Consider the following 19715-nt stretch of genomic DNA (forward strand, 5'->3'; position numbering starts at 1 on the left):
TTTCCCCCTGCTCCCTGCCCCCTGCCCCCTGCTCCCTGCCCCCTGCCCCCCAATCCCCAGTTATGCACGAAATCCAACCCCTAGAACGATTAAAAGTACAAGACGGTTTGTTGATTAATGCTGAAAAATGGCAGCGATCGCATAATTATCACCGTCAGAGGCAAAATATACATTATCAGTCCCTCAATCAGCCAGGGATTGTTTATGGTTTGGGTGTGTGTTTAATTCCTGCACCCCAAGGGGTGTCTTCACAATATGACGATAAACGATGGTTACAAATTCAGCCAGGATTAGCCATTGATACTCATGGCAATCCGATTATTGTTCCCGAAGCTATTGAGTTTCATATAGCGGCTGATATTGCCGAAGATCAACCACGGTTGATTTATCTAGTCATCAGTTATGTAGATCCTGATGAGTTGCAACGTCAAACATCTGGGGAATTTGAACAGGAAACCTTTCGTCTAGAAGAAAAAACCACGCCACCAGATATTTATGAGGTGGAATTGTGTCGCATTTTATTACAACCGGGATTAATGCCTTTACAAAATCCCCAAGATGTGTTTCAGCCTGAGTTGAATAACTTAGACTATCGTTATCGTCCCATAGCGCGATCGCGTCATAGTGCAGTTGTCCGGGTAGCTTATCTAGAAACGACTGCACCGGAAGTTATTAATAGTTTTGAAAATCTCGGTTATTTACTCAAATCTGCTGAACATCTCAGCCAGACTATGCAAGGGTTTGAGACTGTGGATCGCATACAAAATATTAATCAGGCAAATATTTATGACTTGTTATTTACCACAGGCGAACAACCATTATCTTTAAGTACACAAGAATTAACTAATTTGAAAAACTATTTAGATGCTGGTGGCGTGTTATTAGTTGAATCGCCTACTGATGCTCTAGACAGATTAGAAAGCATTGTTGATATTGCCGATAAATTTAACACATCTTTAGAAGATTTACGCAAACTAGACCGCAATCACCCCATGCGGACACACCCATTTTTATTTGCAGCTTTACCTGTGATTAATCACAAGCCTATTCAAATCTTAATTGCAGGGGGCATTGTTTTAGTAATTGGGGATTTATCATCGGCTTGGGGATTAGATGAAAAACTCACATTACCCCGTGAAACAATTCGCACTGCCCAAGAATTAGGCATCAATATTTTACATTTTGCTTGGTCTAAAAAACAAATGACACAATTACAAAAACAACCAATTTTACCAACGCCAACTACACAATCTCTATCATCTAAACCCGATCCATTGCAAAGTGTATTCAAAAAACTTGGGGAATAAAAAATAAAATTTTCAGTTCGTATTCAGGACTTTAGTCCTGATTCCCCAAGCACGAAAGTGCTTACTATAAACCCTTATTTTTTATTATGCCTATTAAACTAGTCAACGCCAAGATTTCTACTCAAGTAATTACTTTTAAACCCGGTGGTGCGCCAGCATCCTTTGAGGTTACTGTTGTTAATGACAGTAATCAGTTTGCTTCTTTTCAATTAGAAATTGTGGCAGCTGGTGGTAGCTCAACTTTAAGTAATAACTGGTACAGTATCACACCTGCTTTTAGTGCCAAAAATCCACCAGGTGATAGCGTAACTTTTTGCGTGACTATTACTGATACTCCTCTGCCTGGTTTTATCGGCAAAATGAATTTAATAGTCCGCGTCTTTTCTGTAGAATTGCGCGAGGAAGATAGACAAGTTTTACGTTTAAATGTCGAAGCTGGAACTAATGCTATTCCTGTACAACTTGATTTACCCCAAAGAGAGTTGTCCGCTCAACCCCAAGGAGCAATTGACATTCGGGTGCGTGTCCGAAATCCTAGTCAATCACCTACTACTGTCACCCTGAGAATCATCGGAATAGAATCAAAATGGCTCTCAGGTAATCAGGAAAGATTATTAACAGTTAAGGGTGGGGATGAAGCAGAAACTGCTTTTGCTTGTCAATTACCTGTTCCCACAGAAGTCCCTAGTCAAGCATACCCTTTTAAGATAGAAGCTACCCACCTTAATGCTTTACCTTCCCGCAGTCCTGAAGGGATAATTAAAGTTACACCAGGGGGATTTGTAGATTTTCGCTGTATACCAGAAAAGCAACAAATTCCGGCTGATCGAATTTGGATTCCGCAATGGAAAAATCATTCTACAACATACCAACTCGAATGTTATAATGCCAGCAATTTAACTCAAACAGCACATATTGATATTCAACCAGGTCAGGAAAAACAACCGCAATGTTTTCTTGAAGTTCAACCAGAAAATGTTGAATTAATCCCTGGAGAAACTCAGCAATTACAACTGTTAGTAAGGAAGCGCAGACATTGGTTTGGGTTATCGAAAAAATTATTATTTATCGCTAAAGCAATTATATCAGATCAACGAGTTAATGTTACTAACGAAAAGCAATTTTTACAACTAACTATTCATCCTGTACTTCATCCCTGGTTACAGTTAGTTTTAGCAATATTACTGTTATATTTACTCTGGGCAATATCTTGGCTAAATCCTGATAACCCTTTATTTGGTCATACTCTGCCGGTGAGTTTTGTGCAGTTTAACGGTGTGGGTGATAAAGCTGTTAGTGGTTCTCAAGACCAAAGTATTATTCGCTGGAACGTAGCTGGTTTTAGGAATCTTTTGATTAATCCACATGATGGCAGAATCTCGAAAAATACAAGTAAGTCTGTGCGAGTTGTGCGCTATAAACCTGTAGAAAATGATGTGGTAGCAGCAGGTTTAGAAAATGGGGAAATTCAAATTTGGGATGTCTTAGGTCGTACTGGTAAGCCTAAAGCAACTTTCTCCTTTAATCAAGCTGATCGCGTTTTAAATTTAGCATTTAGTGAAGACTCCAGATTTTTATTTACTGCACATGGTAGCGGTTTATTGTTACAGTGGGATGTTTACAATGCTTTTTTAGGTAATCTTGATAGTTTGAAGAAACCTGTAAAAATACAGGATGTAAAATTTTCAGCTTATGGTTTAGCACTTGTAGGAGATGATAAACGCAAACTAGCCATTGGTGGCAGATATAATAAGTTAGCAATTTGGAATTTTGAGCAAGATAAATTGTGGGAAATTAAGCATAATTTCCCAGGTAGTCAAAATGATTATATTGTGAGTTTAGCTACTGCCGCTCACAAACCAAATCTCTTGGCAACGGCTGATACTATGGGACAAATTACTTTATGGGATATGAAGCAATGTATTAGTCAAAATAATCAAAAATGTGAAGTTATTGAACAATGGCCTGATGGACATGGGGGTAAACCTGTACGCTCAGTAGCACTTAGTAGAAACGGCTGTTATTTAGTGAGTGGTGGTGATGATAGTCGTGTGATGTTGTGGCCTTTAACAAAAGATGGCAGACGGGCTTTAGTTAATGGTAAACAAGTACGCTCTAATTCCCAAAAATTTAATAGTGTTGATATTAAAGTTGTGAGAAATCAAATTTTAATTATTAGTGGTAATGATGATAATCGCGTGAGGTTGAATGTGATTCCTACTAAGGATTATCAGGAGAATAGTGATTGTCAGGAGTAGGGAAGGGGCAGGGGGGAGGGAGTAGGGGGAGACAGGAGAGACAAGGGAGACAAGGGAGACAAGGGAAATGGGCTAAGAACTAATAAGTAGAACGACTTGAAAAAACCAAACTATGTAAAGTAATGTAAAAAACTTGAATTTAGTTCGTAGTAAGGACTTTAGTCCTCTCTTAAGGACTAAAGTCCTCACTACAAACCTTTAATTATTTACACCGTTCTACTTATCTAAATAATTAATATCTATGAAAATTATATTTGATTTCTGAAAAAACTCAGTACACTTTTATTGCTTCTAACCCCGTTCCCCCAACCCCGTTCCCTATTTAAATAAGTATTTTCAATAATCAAGTCGGATTCCTATAATATCTAATAAATTATGACTTTAACAAATTCTCGTAATAAAAAATCTCAAGTTGGTTTGACGATGGCAGATATGATCAATCTGTCAGAACCGCAGCGTAGGCTTGTGCAGTGGATGCTGAAAAATAAACCTGATGGTGTGACTTTATCGGAAGCTGCATATCATCTGGATTTAAATCAACAAGATACCTTAGCTTTATTAGATGAATTGCTGGAGCAAAATTTTGTCCAGACAATTTTGACTCGTGATGATGATCTTAAATATCGAGTTTATCTTGCGCCTAAACTGGGTATTCAACAGCAACATCTGCAACAAACTTTATCGCCTGGTAGTCCTTTAGCAGTAATTTATAATCCTTCTGGAGATTGTGCTGTACAAGCTGGTTCTCAGTTTGAAATTAATATTACTGTTACTAATAAAGGTACAGAAAGCGCATTAATAGATGTTTTTATTGATGATTTATCACCACAGTTAATTCAATGGTGTAATGCACCTCATCAAAGGTTAGCGTTAAGCCCTAACTCGATGGGTGAGGTACTATTTGAATTTAATGTGCCGGTGAATGCAATTCCTAGCACCTATAACTATGTGATAGTTGTAGATGCACCGATGCACTATCCAGAGGATACGCCAATTCGTCACAGGGCGAAACTTCAGGTATTACCAGCAATTGAAACTGTTGTTAGAGTTAGTGATCCTACCTTTAATGTTATTCCTGGGAGTAGTTCCCGATCGCCTGCACAAATTCCTCCCGGTGGTATACTACAGCTAAGTGTCAATGTCCATAACCGTTCTGAGAGAGTAGACAGGTTTCGGCTGACTTGTGCCGACTGCCCAGAAAGTTGGTATACTATCCGCTATCCTGAAGGCTTAGAAACAGTGGGGTTAATCATTCCCAATATGGGTTTGAACCTCAACCCTGGAGAAATAGGACAAATCTTACTACAATTTCACCCGCCATTAGGTGTAACGGCTGGAGTTTACTATCCCACTCTGCGTTTATACTCTGCTAACAATCCTGATTTAGTATTGTTGGATGTGGTGTATGTAGAAATTTTGCCTTCTTATTTACTCAATGCCGAATTATTGACGGTAGCGGGTAGAGTACGCAAGAAAGCTGGAATTTTTGAAATTAGGTTAACCAACGCAGGTAACACCGTTAGAGAAATTGTCTGTACACCTATTCCCGCCGATGAAGATAAAATCTGTACCTATGTCACCACTCCCCCTATAGTGCGCGTCTTACCGGGAGAAAAAACCATTTCCCAGGTGACAATCACCCCGGTAAAATGGTGGTTACGTCCGATATTTGGTGCAGGAAGATTACTTAACTTCCGGGTAGAATTAGAAGATCAACAGCAATTTCCCCTACCTAACGCCTCCTTACCGGGAACTGTAATTTGGGAAGCGCGCCCTTGGTGGCAGTTTTTGCTACTCTTACTCACAGTTTTAGGAAGTATAGTAGCGATCGCATTTCTGTTATGGTGGCTATTAAAACCACCCGCACCACCGAAAATTACCCGTTTTCAGTCTAGCGATGCTGTCTATCAACAAGCTAATAATGCTTCAATTCATTTAAATTGGCAAATCCGCAACCCCAAAACCCTGCAAACCCTAACCCTCACCGGAGTATTTGCAGACGGCACGGCAGCAGTACAACCCATAGTTTATCAATTCAACGGTCAAATTCCCGCAGAACTTCAGCCATTTTGTCAGTTACAGACTACATTAACTTGCAATAACATCCCCACCGATGCACGCAAACCGGGAGATTACACTTTTCAACTGCAAGCATTTAGCAGCAAAAATCCTGAAGAAGCCGCCGACACCATTAAAACCAATACTATTAAAATCCTGCCGATACCGCCAGCCAAAATTATACAATTTGCATCCACACAACCGATTTATCAAGAAACACCAATTAAAGTAAAAACCACTAATCAAATTAGCTCAGATAGGATTCGGTTAAACTGGAAAATTAGCGATTTAGACCAAATTAATCAACTACAAATAATTGGGCGATCGCCTGAAGGTGTAGTCAATAGTAAAGCACAAACTTATCAATTCAATCAAGGAAAAATCCCCGATGAATTAAAACCATTTTGTAACAACGCAGAAAATCAACTAACTTGTCGTAGTTTCCCAGCCAACAACCTTACCATAGGCGACTACATTTTTGAATTACAAGTATTTGCCAAAACCGACACAGATAAACCCAGCACATCCCAAAAAACAGATGTAATTAAAGTCCAACCATTACCCAGCCAAATTGTCGATTTTAAAATTAATGGTAGTGAAGCCCCAGCAAAATATCAAATTCTGATCAACCCACAAAACCCATCTACAGAACCAATTAACCTCAGTTGGCAAGTAGAAGGTAGCAGTGAAATGAAAGTAGAATTACTACCCGCACCAGGTAACATTCCCCGCAGTGGAACAATACTTTACCCCATCAATAATCAACCTAGCAGCGAAACCATCACCTTACAAGCTACCAGTCCCACAGGTGAAAAAATCAGTCGCTCAGTCACCATCGAAACCTTTTCACCACCCACACCCACACCCACACCTACACTTCCACAACTCACACCCACACCCCCAGTCATTCCCCCACCACCAACCACCACCCAACAAACTCCCTCAACAACCCCCGGAGGTGCTGCAAATTCTACCTCACCATCACCTACACCCCTACCCACAGCACCCACCCCATCCCAACCAGGGAAACTCTCACCCTTAGAACTCCCCCCAGGATTTGATTAAAAGGCAAAAGAAAATAAAGTTTCTCATCTGACTGACAGCAGATTCGATGTTTATGAAGTACAGCAACTGATTGAAAAAAGTAATGAGTAATGAGTAATGAGTAATGAGTAATGAGTAATGAGTAATGAGTAATGAGTAAGAAATTTACTTATAGCGATTCCCATTTAAGTGAGGTACAGATAATATTTTGAAACGCAGAGGTGCGCGTTCGCGCAGCGTCTCGCAGAGAAGTAAAGCGCAGAGGTACGCAGAGATTTATACGTCAGCAGACTAGGAAATTCTATATTACTCATTACTCATTACTTATTACTTATTACTTATTACTTATTACTTATTACTTATTACTCATTACTCATTACTCATTACTTATTATGTCCCTCACTTACTTCAAAACTGCTGTATCTTCCCTTTCTTCCTTTGCGTCTTTGCGCCTTTGCGCGAAACAAAAAATATGCTTAAAACACTTCCCAAAATCCTCCTTGCCATCCTCCTGATAGCCACCCCAGCACAAGCCAGCCAATACCGCGCCGACTTGCTACTCAGACTAGGAAATAGACAACTTCAAAACGGACAATTAACTACCGCCTTAACAACCTTAAAAGAATCACTCCAACTATACCAACAATTAGGCGATCGCACAGGTCAAGCCAATACCCTTTTAAGCTTAGGAGAAATTTATTTTACCCTCGGCAAATATCAAACAGCCATCAACTTATATCAACAAAGTTTAAACTTGATACAGGATAAACCCGGTACTGTCAAAACCTTAGAACTTCTCAGCAACGCCTACATTCATAATGGTGACGAAAAACGAGCGCAAGAACTCCGAGAACAAGCCGCCGCCTTAAGAAAAGAAATCGGGAATCCTCCCAGAACAGGATCATTTTTAGGTAACGTCGGCATAGAACATGAAAAACGCCAAGAATATCAACAAGCAATTGCTTTTCATAATCAACAACTCACAATTGCCCAAACAACCAAAAACCGCAACTTAGAAATATATTCTCTGCAAAACTTGGCGGCAGTAAATCGGGAATTAGAACAATATCCCCAAGCGATTAATTTCTATCAACAAGTATTAAAAATTGCCACCCAATCTAATGATACAACTTTAACTAATCTTACCTTAAAACAAATTGCCCAAACCTACACAAATCAAGGCAATTTACAGGAAGCGATCGCACTTTATAAACAACAACTAGAAACATCAAAAAATCCAACTCAACAAGCTGAATTAATTAAACAATTAGGACGAGTTTATACATCTGCCCAACAATACGAACCAGCCTTAAAATTATATCAGCAACAATTAGACACAGCCAAAACTAACAAAGATATTTACACCCAAGGGGTAGCCCTGAATAATTTAGCCTTTGTGCTGCTAAAATCTGGTAAAATTAATGATGCTGAAACTACCCTACAAGCTAGTCTTAAAACTTGGGAATCTCTGCGCTCAAACCTAGGCAATACGATTGATTACTCTATTGAACAAAAGAATACATATACTTTATTACAACAAGTCTTAGTTAGTCAGAAAAAGCCAGAAGCAGCCTTAGAAGTTGCTGAAAACAGCAGCATTATGGCTATTTTAAATTTACTCGGAATGCGCTTGGCAACAGAATCACCCGGCAGTGGTTTAAAAGCTGCACCTAAAGAAATTATCTTACCTAAAATCACCGAAATTCAAACAGTTGCCCAACAACAACAAGCTACCATTGTCAGATATTCATTAGTAGAAGATGATAAAATTTATGTTTGGGTAATGCCGCCAACAGGGAAAGTAACATTTCGCCAAATAGACTTAAAATCAGAAAAACCAATTATTCCTTTTAATTCTTTAGGGGAACTCATTAATCAAACTCGTACCGCCTTGGCAGGTAAAGATAATAAAAACCTCAATATTAACTATAAAAACTTATTATTACAACTCAATCAAATTCTGATTAAACCCATTGCAGATTTATTACCAGAAAACCCAGAAGCGCAGGTAATTTTTGTCCCAGAAAATGAATTATGGTTTGTGCCATTTCCGGCGTTAGTGGATATTTACGGCAAATACTTAATTGAAAAACATACTATTACCAGTATACCAGCAATTCAGCTACTCAAATTAACCAGAGAAAAACGTAATAATACAGGAGGTAGTCAAGTTGTGGTTGTGGGTAATCCTACCATGCCCAAACTTAGCCAAAAATCTTTACCACAACTGATTAACGCTGAACAAGAAGCCTTAGAAATCGCAGATTTTTTCCAAACAACTGCTTTAGTTGGTAACAAAGCCACCAAAGCAGATATTCTACCTTTATTACCCAAAGCTAAGATCATTCATCTCGCAACTTATGCTGTTGTAGATGATACCAAAAGACAGGGCATACCGGGCGCGATCGCACTAGCTAGTGTGGGCGACAATAACGGGTTACTAACAGCCAGTGAAATCCTCAATCTTTATACCCAACCCAAAGGCCAGCGTTTACGAGCCAGGCTAGTATTTTTGAGTGCAGGGGCAACAGATAATGGTAGCATTGGTAACGGTGTGATTGGTTTATCCCAAGCACTAATTCATGCTGGTGTTCCCAGTGTGATTATCTCCCAATGGGCATTACCTGATACACCAAGCCATGTTTTAACTACACAATTTTATACTCAGTTAAAACAGAATCCCAATAAAGCCCAAGCCTTACGCAATGCCATGTTAACCACGATGAAACAACACCCAAATCCTCAAAATTGGGCAGGGTTTACATTAATTGGTGAAGCCCGTTAAGTCAAAAGTAGGGTGTAGGGTGTCGGGGGTAGGGTGTAGGGAAAACTGCATTAGTAGTAGGAGAAGGTTTATTAGGATCTTCATCCAAAAGCAACGATATAGGTGAACTCGCCCCTTTCAATGAACACTGTTAAAAAAAAGAAAACAGTAAAAGGTAAAAGGTGAAAGCAAGAAATAATAGTTACACATAGTATTTTAAATTCACTATTAAAAATGCCACAATCTCAAAATTACACTAAAACTATTCTTTTTACTTTTGACTTTTTACTATTTAGGAAAATAAGATTCAAAGCCGTATTTCTTTCTGCTCCCCTACTCCTCTGCTCCCCTGCCCTCCTGCCCCCCTGCCCCCCTGCCTTTGCCCAAGCACCAAACCCATCAGGAAATACTAATCAAGAACGCTTTCCCCAACCTCAATCAACACCAACACCTTTATCTCCCACCTCACCAACTTTAGAAACAACTCCTAGCCCAGAAACTTCACCTAACCCGGCATCGGGGAAGATTCAAGTAGAAAGAATTGAAGTTACAGGCAGCAGTATTTTTGATGAGCAAACATTCACACCTTTGACTCAACCATTAATAGGGCGTGTTGTCAATTTAGAAGAATTAACTAACCTAGCAGATAGCATTACCCAATTATATTTAAATAGAGGATATATCACAACTAGAGCCGTTTTAGTAGACCAAAAAATTACTAATGGTGTGGTTGAAATTCGGGTAATTGAAGGTAGTCTAGAAAAGATTATCATTGAAGGGACAAAACGTTTAAACCCTAATTATGTGCGATCGCGGATTAATTTAGGTGCAAGTAAACCCCTATCTTCAGCTAATTTAGAAGACCAATTAAGATTACTCCGCAATGACCCCCTATTTACCAATATAGAAGCTAGTCTACGTCCTGGTAGCGGACTTGGGCAAAGTATTTTAATCGTCCGTGTGACTGAAGCTAACCCTTTCCAGGGGAGATTGAGTATTGATAACTATTCTCCCCCTAGTGTTGGTTCAGAAAGGTTGGGTGTTAACCTGACTTATCGCAACCTCACAGGTAGAGGTGATGAAATTGCCGCCTCCTATTATCGCACTACCCAGGGAGGAGCGAATATTTATGATTTGAGTTATCAACTACCGTTAAATGCCATGAATGGCACTTTACAACTAAGAACCGTCATTAATCGTAACGAAGTGATTCAAGAACCCTTCAAAACCTTCGAGATTAGTGGAGAATCGCAACTATACGAAATTAGTTACAGACAACCATTAGTGCGATCGCCCCGTGAGGAATTGGCTTTATCATTAGGTTTTACCTTCCAAGATGGGCAAACCTTCACCTTTGCCGGAGCTACACCCTTCGGATTTGGCCCTGATAGCGAAGGTAACAGCCGTACCCGTGTGATTAAATTCGGTCAAGATTATATTAGCAGAGATGTGCAGGGTGCTTGGGCAGTGCGATCGCTCTTTAGTTTCGGTATCGGTGCATTTGATGCTACCATCAACTCAGACCCCATTCCCGATGGCCGCTTTTTTAGTTGGTTAGCACAATTCCAGCGCGTCCAACGCTTAAATCAAAACAACTTATTAATTGCCCAAGCTGAAGTCCAACTCACACCCAACGCTTTGTTACCTTCTCAACAGTTTGTAGTCGGTGGTGGTCAGTCAGTCCGTGGTTATCGGCAAAACATCCGCGCTGCTGATAATGGTATCAAATTCAGCTTAGAAAACCGTATTACTACTCAACGTGATGCCGCCGGGAATCCCAGTTTACAAATTGCCCCATTTGTTGATTTAGCATACGTCTGGAACGTTGACGACAACCCCAACAGCCTACAAAGACAGAAGTTTTTAGCAGGTTTAGGCATGGGTATTTTATACCAACCAATCCCCAGCCTCAATCTCAGACTAGATTACGGTCTTCCCCTAGTCAACTTAAATGACCGGGGAACAAATGCCCAAGATGATGGTTTTTACTTTAGTCTCACCTATGCCTTTTAAGTCTACTGTGAGGAAGTAGGGTGTGTTAGGCGTAAACCGTAACGCACCACAGGCCTTGGTGCTAAGTGCTGTACTATCGCTGCTAACACACCCTACTGGCGTGAATACCTATCTGTTCAAAAATCAAGTAAGCATCTTATATATATTTAACGTGAGTTCGACGACTGGAAAACCCCTCTCCAAACCTCTCACGCCAGTTGCTTCAAGTCGGCAAAGCCGCCCAACGCACTGGCTCCCCTGCAAGGAGAGAGGCTTTAAAACCTTGATTTTTTCTTGATATATTATGCTTTTTACTCCCCTCTCCGCATCGGAGAGGGGTTGGGGGAGAGGTCAGAAAAGACTTGTCGAACTCACGTATATTTACCTTGCTGAATATTGTGCAATCTTTACAAACACACTCATCATCTAGAGGATTTAATCAAGTATTAATCAATAGGTGTAAAGACATTATTGTTCACTCTCATAATATAGATAGATATGAAATTAATTTAATCATCAACTAAGAGGTTATATTAAAATGCCTAAATGGAAAGTTGTAACAGAATTTACATTTAATGCTGCTCACTACATTAAAGATTACAATGGCCCTTGTGGTCGGATGCACGGACATAATTATCAAGTCCGCATTGAAGTTACATCTACAAAACTGCACGCTTCACAATACTGTCCACATCCGGTAATGGTAGCCGATTTTAGAACTTTACGCTGGGCAAAGCAAGATTCTACAAAAGGAGGGCTTGATCATGGTGTTCTTAATGAAATTATGCCTCCTGAATACGAAACAACTGCGGAAATGATTGCTAAGTATATCTACGACGAAACTAAGAAGAAATTACCGCCAGAAACACAGCTAAAAGTTCATGTTTCTGAAACAGCTAATAGTTGGGTAGAGTACGAGGAGTAAATGTATGTGCTGATTCGCACTTAAATCTGGGGTGGGGAGTGGGAGATAGACAAGGTGGACAAGGTAGACAAGGTAGACAAGAAATAATTTCTTGATTTTTAAGTTTTGAATTTTTCTGTCTCCACAGCTTATTTGCAAAATAATGCTAATTATCTAATTTTTGAACAAAAATGCTATAATTTCCTTAAATCAATCAGTTATTTAATTATTGTCTAACCAGTATTTATTCTGAGTACATTTGGATGAAATGTGCTTTATGGTGTTAATGTTTTAAATTTTATTGACTTTTCCATCAAATTACGAACTCAGCAATTTAGTGTATTTGAATTTTTGTGAATCATTTAATGTAGTGCTGACATTCTTAAACTTAATCAAGTTTTAAAACCGTATATTAAGTTTTTAATAATACTTGTCTCAGCTTGTACGTTAATGTCGTGATCTGCTGCTGTAATTGTGTAATGTGAAAACAACTAAGCGAAATAATTCAATTGAGGTCTGATGACTCCTAAAATTCTGCGTCAACTCTGGGCTGTGGTTGAAAACTCCCAAACCAAAATGCTCTTGCAGATGGATGATGCTACCTTGGTACAATGGTTAACACACCAAACAAAAACACAAGCATTTCTAGAGCCTGGTGAAACTGATTTCCTGAGTGAGTACATCCAATCTCGGCTATCTTTAATACGTGATATCGCTTATGAGAGACAGTGTTGATAGTGGTATGCACAAATTAAGTAGGTTGGTGTTAAAAATTGTTGTTGGGATAAGGCAGGGAGCAGGTAGCAGGGGGAAAAAGGGTTTTAGCCTTGTTTACTTTTTTCTTACACAGTTTGGTTTTATTCTGCCTACCTACTTAATAGTCCATAGCCAATAGTTATTGTCATTATTGACCATGAACTATATCTAATTAATTTTTTTGTAGTAAATAACCCTCTACCAGACAATCGCCATCCACAACACGCCAACTAACACGTTCTAAAAGCAAAGCCTCTGTCATAGTATTTAAACCTAAGTCACCTACAGGTGTGGGTGCATGATTACCACCGATAATTTTGGGGGCTATAAAGGCTAATATTTTCTGCACTGCACCTTCAGATATGGCTTTGGCTGCTAAAGTCCCGCCACATTCCCACAACACACTACAAAAACCCCTGGTATATAAATGATCTATTGCTGCTTGTGGTGTAAGAGAGGGTAATTCTAATACTTCTACCCCTTTTTCTTGCAAGAATTTTTGGAAGTCTGGGTTAGCACCAACTTCTGTTAATACTAACGTCGGTGCGTCTGCTGTTTGCCAGAGGCGGGCATCAGTAGGTAAATTGAGTGAGCGACTCATAACCACCCGCAGGGGATTATGCGCCTCTGGTTGATGGCTAGTCAGATAAGGATTATCTTGCCGTACAGTATTACCACCGACAATTACCGCATCACAACCAGCACGGAGTTGATGAACTTCGCTACGGGCGGCTTGGTTTGTTACCCAAGCACTATGACCGGAATTGGTGGCAATTTTGCCATCTAAAGTCATAGCGTATTTTAAAATGCCTAGGGGTCGTTTGTGTAGAATGCGATGTACAAAACCTTCATTGAGTTTTTGACAAGCTTCGGTTTCTACACCTACTAATACCTCAATTCCCGCCGCACGTAAGGTATTAATTCCACCACCAGCTACTAAGGGGTTAGGATCAACCATGCCTACGACTACCTTAGCGACACCAGCCGCTACTAAAGCTTGAGAACATGGGGGAGTACGGCCGTAGTGGTTACAAGGTTCAAGACTAACATAGACGGTAGCACCACGGGCTAGTTCGCCGGCGGCTCTCAGGGCAAAAACTTCTGCATGAGGTTCGCCTGCACGGGGGTGAAAGCCTTCTCCGACAATTTCCCCATTTTTAACAATTACTGCCCCTACTAATGGATTAGGTGAAGTGCGCCCCAAAGCACGGCGGGCAAGTTCTAAACAGCGTCGCATCATCGCCCGATCAAACTCACTACCTACAGGTTGTGATATTTGTGAATGAGAATCATTTGACGATCGCACTAAAAATTCATTCTCCTGAGTGTTATTTGCTGGAGAGGTATCTGCTTGAGCAACCACTGGCAAGTTATCCATAAATCTTGGGGAATACTGTAAATATTCTGCACGTTAACTGCTTGAATAGCGATACTTACACGGTAATATCCCTGGGGGATGTTGGGGAGGGGTGGGAGGTATGGGGGCAGGGGGCAGGAAGCAGGGAGCAGGGGGAGAAACATTATTGACTGTTGATTAGCGATCGCATTCACAGAGGATATTTCTTATCACCACACGTAAGTATTGATGATGAAATATTGATGAAATTGTAATGCTTGTATGAACTTGGCTAGAAAAAACCACAGAAAAATATAAAGTAACTGTAAAGTTTATTGTGAAGGTTGTAACAATCGTTAATGAGCTAGTAAGCTAGTATGCGGTTGCGAGTCATTATTACTAATAATATTTAGTAACTAAAAATCTCAGCTAAACCAATGTTTCATCAGTGTGTTTCCCTAATGGCTATGTCAGTATCAAAATTCTTCAATTCTCTCAGCATTAACTGCTGTTTTGATCAGTTTCAACTATCTATGGTGTGTATTAGTTAGTTGTAGTTTTCCAAAATAAATTTTTTTACTCTATATCCAATAATAATTCTCTCGGTGTTGTGATTAATATTTGGTAGCAATGCACATATAAGCTAGCTTTATTAAGCTTAGTTTTATGTTTCGCTGTTAGGATATTTTAACACTACTGTTATAGAGAATCAGTGTATGTAAATGCGGCTTTGTTGCGGCAATATTTTGCATATCTATGAGATATAGCACAATAAAGTTTAGACAATTCCAAAACTCATGTATAAAGCCGATTTATTGCGTCTGAGATACCAATTATCCACACCAATAAATCAGGATTTACGCAAGTGTCACAATCGATGATTGGTGCGTGACGCTATAAGTCTAATGACTACCTTCAAATACTTGCGCCGACTTATACTCATATTTCGTTTTTGACATATATGTAGATTAAATTATGCTGACTAAAATTGAGGGTTAGCATAATCCTACATTGACAGTTTTTCATATCAGTAAGAAATCAAACTGTTAATCTATATCATTAGTAAAGCTTGTAATGGAATCTCCAAAACCATCATTGAATTTACGTCGAAAAGCTCTTGTAGGTGTATTTTGGTCGGCAATTGAAAGCTGGGGTCGCCAATTAATTTCTTTTGGGGTTTTCTTTCTCTTAGCAAGATTACTAGGGCCGGAAACATTTGGGTTAGTTGCTTTATCTAGTGTCTTCTTAAATTTTTTGCAAGTATTTGTTGACCAAGGGTTTTCACAGGCCATTATTCAAAGGAAAGATTTAGAGCCAGAGCATTTAGATACTGCTTTTTGGACTAATTTAGGGATGGGTATTTTTCTAACAACAATCACTATTGCTAGTGCTAATTTAATTGCAGTTTTTTTTAAAGAACCAGCAATTATACCAATTATACGCTGTTTATCTGTAACTTTTTTATTAATAGCATTTAGTAGTGTTCAAAATGCTATTCTTCAGCGACAATTAGCCTTTAAATCTCTTGCTAAACGGACACTAATTGGAGTGTTGATTGGTGGTGTAGTAGGGGTAACTATGGCGTTGAGTGGTTTTGGTGTGTGGAGTCTTGTGGCTCAACAAATTACAACTAGCTTGGTACAAGTTTTTGTACTTTGGCGGGTAAGTGATTGGCGGCCAGGATTACGCTTTTCTCAACGGCATTTTCAAGAGCTATTTTCCTTTGGCATTAATGTCTTAGGCATGAATATATTTAATTTTTTTAATCGTCGTTCTGACGATTTTTTAATTGGTTATTTTTTAGGTTCAGTCGCATTAGGATATTATACTGTAGCTTATAAGTTGTTATTAGTATTGACCGAACTATTAACTAGTGTAATTGCTAAAGTTTCTTTGCCAACATTCGCAAAATTACAGGAAGAACCAGAACGCTTACGTAATGCCTTATATCAAGCCATAAAACTTACTAGTTTAATTACTTTTCCTGGTTTCTTTGGCATGGTAATATTAGCACCCGAAATAGTAAGAGTGATATTTGGAGAGCAATGGCTGCCAAGTATTCCAGTTATGCAGGTTTTAAACTTAATTGGGATTCTTTATGCTTATTTCTACTTTAATTCTGCTGTGATTATGGCAATGGGAAAACCTGCATGGAAGTTAGCATTAGATGGTGTACAGGCTGTTACTAATATTTTAGCTTTTGCTATAGCTGTGCAATGGGGAATTGTCGCTGTTGCGGCTGCTTATGTGATTAGAGGATATCTCATGTCTCCTTTAACTATTTGGGTAGTTTGGAAATTAGTCCGCATTAATGTCATAACTTATTTACGCCAAGGTGCTGCACCTTTAGCGGCAACAGTTACCATGTTAGGGGCTATATTTACAATCAAATATTTTCTGAGTAATTTGATAAATCTTCAAGGTCTATTAGCAATTTCTATATTAGTTGGTGCATTAGTGTATGTTTTGTCAATATTCTTAATTGCACCGAAACTTTTTTGGCAAGTGGTTAATATTGCTCGTTAAATCAGCAGAAATAGGACTTGTAAACATGACTGAACAAATTACCGCAAAAATCCAAAATTCTCAAGTCAATCACTTATTAGAAACAGTAATAGAGGGTGGTTATTGTGTTGGTTGTGGTGCTTGTGCTGCCATCAGTGACTCACCGTTTCAGATAAAATTAGATGCAGATCAAAAGTTACAAGCAACTATCAATAAATCTGCTACACCAACATTATCTAATCAGTCAATATTATCTGTTTGTCCTTTTTCTAGTCACAGTTTAAACGAAGATCAAATTAGTCAAGAATTATTCAGTGATGATGGTAAATATCACGAACAAATCGGTTATTATTTAGATACTTACGCAGGTTATGTTGTAGAAGATAATTACCGCGATCGCGGTAGTTCAGGAGGAATGGGTACTTGGATTGTTACTAATCTGCTGAGTCAAGGTTTAGTAGATGGTGTTATCCACATTCATCAACGCCAACCCTCTCCCACCGACCCCCGATTATTTCACTACCAACTTTCCACAACCATAGAACAGGTACGCAACGGTGCAAAATCCCGTTATTACCCTGTGGAAATGTCGGAAGTAATGCAGCTAATTCGCCAGCAACCGGGACGTTATGCCATTGTAGGGATTCCCTGTTTTATTAAAGCTGTGCGTTTATTGATGCGCCAAGACGAGGTATTAGCTGAACGCATTGCCTTTTGTGTCGGTCTAATTTGTGGTCATCTTAAGAGTATGCGCTTTGCACAAATGTTTGCATGGCAATGCGGTATTGAACCAGATAATCTCTTAGCCATTGACTTCCGTAAAAAATTACCCGGCGCAAACGCTAACCGCTACGGTGTGGAAGTGACAGGAATGCAAGGAGGTGAGATAGTTACTCGTATTAGTCCTGTTCATGACCTCTACGGTACAGATTGGGGTTTGGGTTTTTTCAAGTATAAAGCCTGCGATTATTGTGACGATGTAGTTGCAGAAACCGCAGATATCACCGTCGGTGATGCTTGGCTACCCCAGTATCTCAAGGATAGTCAAGGTACGAATGTAGTGATTGTACGTCATCCAGTCATTCGCCACATGATTGAGAGTGCAATGACTGCGGGAAAGTTGCAGATGGATAGAATAAGTGCGGATGAAGTTGCTAAATCTCAAAAATCAGGCTTTCAGCATCGACGAGAAGGTTTAGCTTATCGTTTGTATTTAACTCAACAAAGCGGTGAGTGGTATCCCCAAAAGCGGGTACAACCAAGTGCTAATCATCTCAATAAAAACTTGCAAGCACGGCAAATGATGAGAGTGGCTTTAGCTGCACAAAGCCATATTGCTTTTAGAAATGCTGTGGATATTGGTCAATTTTTTGTCTTTAAACAACAATTAGACCCCTTAGTAAAGAAATACAAACAGCTATATCAAGGGTCTTTAGGTCAAAGAGTTGCCAGACGAATTAAACGCGTCTTGGTAACTTTTATCGGTACTTTTAATAAAGGTTAAACTATCATGAAAGCAATCATTACTGGCATCACTGGACTACGCAATCGAGGTGTTGAAGCCTTAGTTATACCTACAGTTGAACAGTTGCGAAAACGTCAGCCTGATTTGGCTATTAGTGTATTAACTGATTCTCCTGATTATGATGAATTGCGTTTGCAGTCTCTTGGTGCAAAGCCAATTAAAGATTACTTACGAAGATTTAGTAATAAACAATGGCTGAAAACATTAGCTCCTGTTTTAAAGTTTTATCAGCCTTTGTCACAAGGTTATCAATCAAATTTACAGGATATTTCTACAGCATCAATTGTGATTGCATCGGGAGGAGATGTTTTTAGTTCAGATTATAGTGCTTTAGATAAACATTTGTATCCCTTAAAATTAGCTTTAGATGCTGGTGTACCAGTTGTTTTTTTAGCGCAATCAATTGGCCCATTCAAAACTCAAAAAGAGGCTGACAAATGGTTAGAAGTGGCGAGTCAATGCCAGTTTGTTTCAGTCAGAGAACAACTGTCTTATAAGTATGTTACTAAAGATTTAGGTTTAGATCCTGCATTAGTTAAGCATACTGCTGACCCAGCCTTTTTATTACAACCGCCATCTGCCGAATTTGTGGTTAAAATGCTGAGTAATTATGGTATTGATTCAGATAAACCAAAAATTGCGATCGCACCTAGTCAAGCCATCTGTCGTTATGCTGCTCAAGACTATGAAAAACACCTCCAAGTCTGGTCTGAAGTAGTTAAACTAATGGTAAATGAATTACAAGCTGAGGTGTTGATTATTCCTCATGTCCAAGAAACTCTGGCTAAGAATGATGATCGCATCTTTGCTACTCAATTACTCCAAGCATTAGACTACAATTCTCAGGTGCATTTAGCTGGTGCAGATCATTCTGCGGCTGAATTTAAGGGTTTAATTGGAGCTTGTGACATGATTGTAGCTGAGAGAATGCACCCTGCGATCGCAGGTCTTTCTAGTGGCATCTGTACCATGCCAGTTGGTTATTCTGTCAAGGCTGAAGGTATCATGACTGATCTTTTAGGTGCGGCAGCACTTCATGATGGTTTATTAGTATCAATTCAAAAATTTCTCGATATTAATCTTGCTTGTGAAGCTGTCTCTAATTCTTGGCAAAAACGCTATGAAGTAGCCAACCATCTCCATCAAGTATTACCTTCAGCAAAACAGGCTGCTGCTGATAATTTTGACATGATTTCAGCTATTCTCAAACAATAGAATATTTGGCGTTGCTGATATTCGGAAATATCATCATCAGCAACGTCTATA

General features: G+C 39.3%; 11 protein-coding genes. 10 read left to right on the forward strand and 1 reads right to left on the reverse strand.

Annotated features, from left to right (window positions below):
• Positions 1-62 precede the first annotated feature (62 nt).
• The 7 genes from ACPZ3T_RS22070 to ACPZ3T_RS22100 all read left to right on the forward strand — a co-directional run bounded on the left by ACPZ3T_RS22070 (position 63) and on the right by ACPZ3T_RS22100 (position 13062).
• Positions 63-1307, forward strand: coding sequence for a DUF4159 domain-containing protein (locus tag ACPZ3T_RS22070; protein ID WP_490271585.1), 1245 nt, complete (start codon positions 63-65; stop codon positions 1305-1307).
• Positions 1308-1393: 86 nt separating this feature from the next.
• Positions 1394-3565, forward strand: a complete 2172-nt coding sequence (locus ACPZ3T_RS22075) for a hypothetical protein (protein WP_490271586.1) — start codon at positions 1394-1396, stop codon at positions 3563-3565.
• A 375-nt stretch (positions 3566-3940) separates the two neighbouring features.
• Entirely contained in the window at positions 3941-6688 is a 2748-nt protein-coding gene (locus ACPZ3T_RS22080) for a COG1470 family protein (protein ID WP_490271587.1), read from the forward strand.
• 451 nt (positions 6689-7139) lie between these two features.
• Positions 7140-9452 carry a CHAT domain-containing protein gene (locus tag ACPZ3T_RS22085; protein WP_490271588.1) on the forward strand — a complete coding sequence of 771 codons (2313 nt, stop codon included), beginning with the start codon at positions 7140-7142 and terminating at the stop codon, positions 9450-9452.
• A gap of 213 nt (positions 9453-9665) precedes the next feature.
• Positions 9666-11444 (forward strand): ShlB/FhaC/HecB family hemolysin secretion/activation protein, encoded by a 1779-nt coding sequence (locus ACPZ3T_RS22090; RefSeq protein ID WP_490271589.1) that lies wholly within the window; start codon positions 9666-9668, stop codon positions 11442-11444.
• Positions 11445-11961: 517 nt separating this feature from the next.
• Positions 11962-12348, forward strand: coding sequence for a 6-pyruvoyl trahydropterin synthase family protein (locus ACPZ3T_RS22095; protein WP_490271590.1), 387 nt, complete (start codon positions 11962-11964; stop codon positions 12346-12348).
• Positions 12349-12846: 498 nt separating this feature from the next.
• Entirely contained in the window at positions 12847-13062 is a 216-nt protein-coding gene (locus ACPZ3T_RS22100; protein WP_490271591.1) for a hypothetical protein, read from the forward strand.
• 193 nt (positions 13063-13255) lie between these two features.
• Here ACPZ3T_RS22100 and ribD read toward each other — a convergent pair whose 3' ends face one another.
• Positions 13256-14461 carry a bifunctional diaminohydroxyphosphoribosylaminopyrimidine deaminase/5-amino-6-(5-phosphoribosylamino)uracil reductase RibD gene (gene ribD / locus ACPZ3T_RS22105; RefSeq protein ID WP_490271592.1) on the reverse strand — a complete coding sequence of 402 codons (1206 nt, stop codon included), beginning with the start codon at positions 14459-14461 and terminating at the stop codon, positions 13256-13258.
• 1032 nt (positions 14462-15493) lie between these two features.
• On the opposite strand from ribD, the gene ACPZ3T_RS22110 reads away from it, so the two are divergent.
• From ACPZ3T_RS22110 to ACPZ3T_RS22120, 3 genes are read left to right on the forward strand one after another with little or no spacing between them, the layout of a single operon-like run.
• Entirely contained in the window at positions 15494-16945 is a 1452-nt protein-coding gene (locus ACPZ3T_RS22110; RefSeq protein WP_490271593.1) for an MOP flippase family protein, read from the forward strand.
• Between the two features lie 25 nt (positions 16946-16970).
• Positions 16971-18428: a Coenzyme F420 hydrogenase/dehydrogenase, beta subunit C-terminal domain gene (locus ACPZ3T_RS22115; protein ID WP_490271594.1), complete on the forward strand. Its 1458-nt coding sequence runs from the start codon at positions 16971-16973 to the stop codon at positions 18426-18428.
• A 6-nt stretch (positions 18429-18434) separates the two neighbouring features.
• Entirely contained in the window at positions 18435-19664 is a 1230-nt protein-coding gene (locus tag ACPZ3T_RS22120; RefSeq protein WP_490271595.1) for a polysaccharide pyruvyl transferase family protein, read from the forward strand.
• The last annotated feature ends 51 nt before the right edge of the window (positions 19665-19715 follow it).

The sequence above is a fragment of the Aliinostoc maniaoense genome (genome assembly GCF_058172895.1).

What these genes read in the sequence shown, in the direction of transcription:
- ACPZ3T_RS22070 (WP_490271585.1), top strand. Translation starts at nt 63, where the DNA reads ATGCACGAAATCCAACCCCTAGAACGATTAAAAGTACAAGACGGTTTG.
- ACPZ3T_RS22075 (WP_490271586.1), top strand. Translation starts at nt 1,394, where the DNA reads ATGCCTATTAAACTAGTCAACGCCAAGATTTCTACTCAAGTAATTACT.
- ACPZ3T_RS22080 (WP_490271587.1), top strand. Translation starts at nt 3,941, where the DNA reads ATGACTTTAACAAATTCTCGTAATAAAAAATCTCAAGTTGGTTTGACG.
- ACPZ3T_RS22085 (WP_490271588.1), top strand. Translation starts at nt 7,140, where the DNA reads ATGCTTAAAACACTTCCCAAAATCCTCCTTGCCATCCTCCTGATAGCC.
- ACPZ3T_RS22090 (WP_490271589.1), top strand. Translation starts at nt 9,666, where the DNA reads ATGCCACAATCTCAAAATTACACTAAAACTATTCTTTTTACTTTTGAC.
- ACPZ3T_RS22095 (WP_490271590.1), top strand. Translation starts at nt 11,962, where the DNA reads ATGCCTAAATGGAAAGTTGTAACAGAATTTACATTTAATGCTGCTCAC.
- ACPZ3T_RS22100 (WP_490271591.1), top strand. Translation starts at nt 12,847, where the DNA reads ATGACTCCTAAAATTCTGCGTCAACTCTGGGCTGTGGTTGAAAACTCC.
- ribD (WP_490271592.1), bottom strand. Translation starts at nt 14,461, where the DNA reads ATGGATAACTTGCCAGTGGTTGCTCAAGCAGATACCTCTCCAGCAAAT.
- ACPZ3T_RS22110 (WP_490271593.1), top strand. Translation starts at nt 15,494, where the DNA reads ATGGAATCTCCAAAACCATCATTGAATTTACGTCGAAAAGCTCTTGTA.
- ACPZ3T_RS22115 (WP_490271594.1), top strand. Translation starts at nt 16,971, where the DNA reads ATGACTGAACAAATTACCGCAAAAATCCAAAATTCTCAAGTCAATCAC.
- ACPZ3T_RS22120 (WP_490271595.1), top strand. Translation starts at nt 18,435, where the DNA reads ATGAAAGCAATCATTACTGGCATCACTGGACTACGCAATCGAGGTGTT.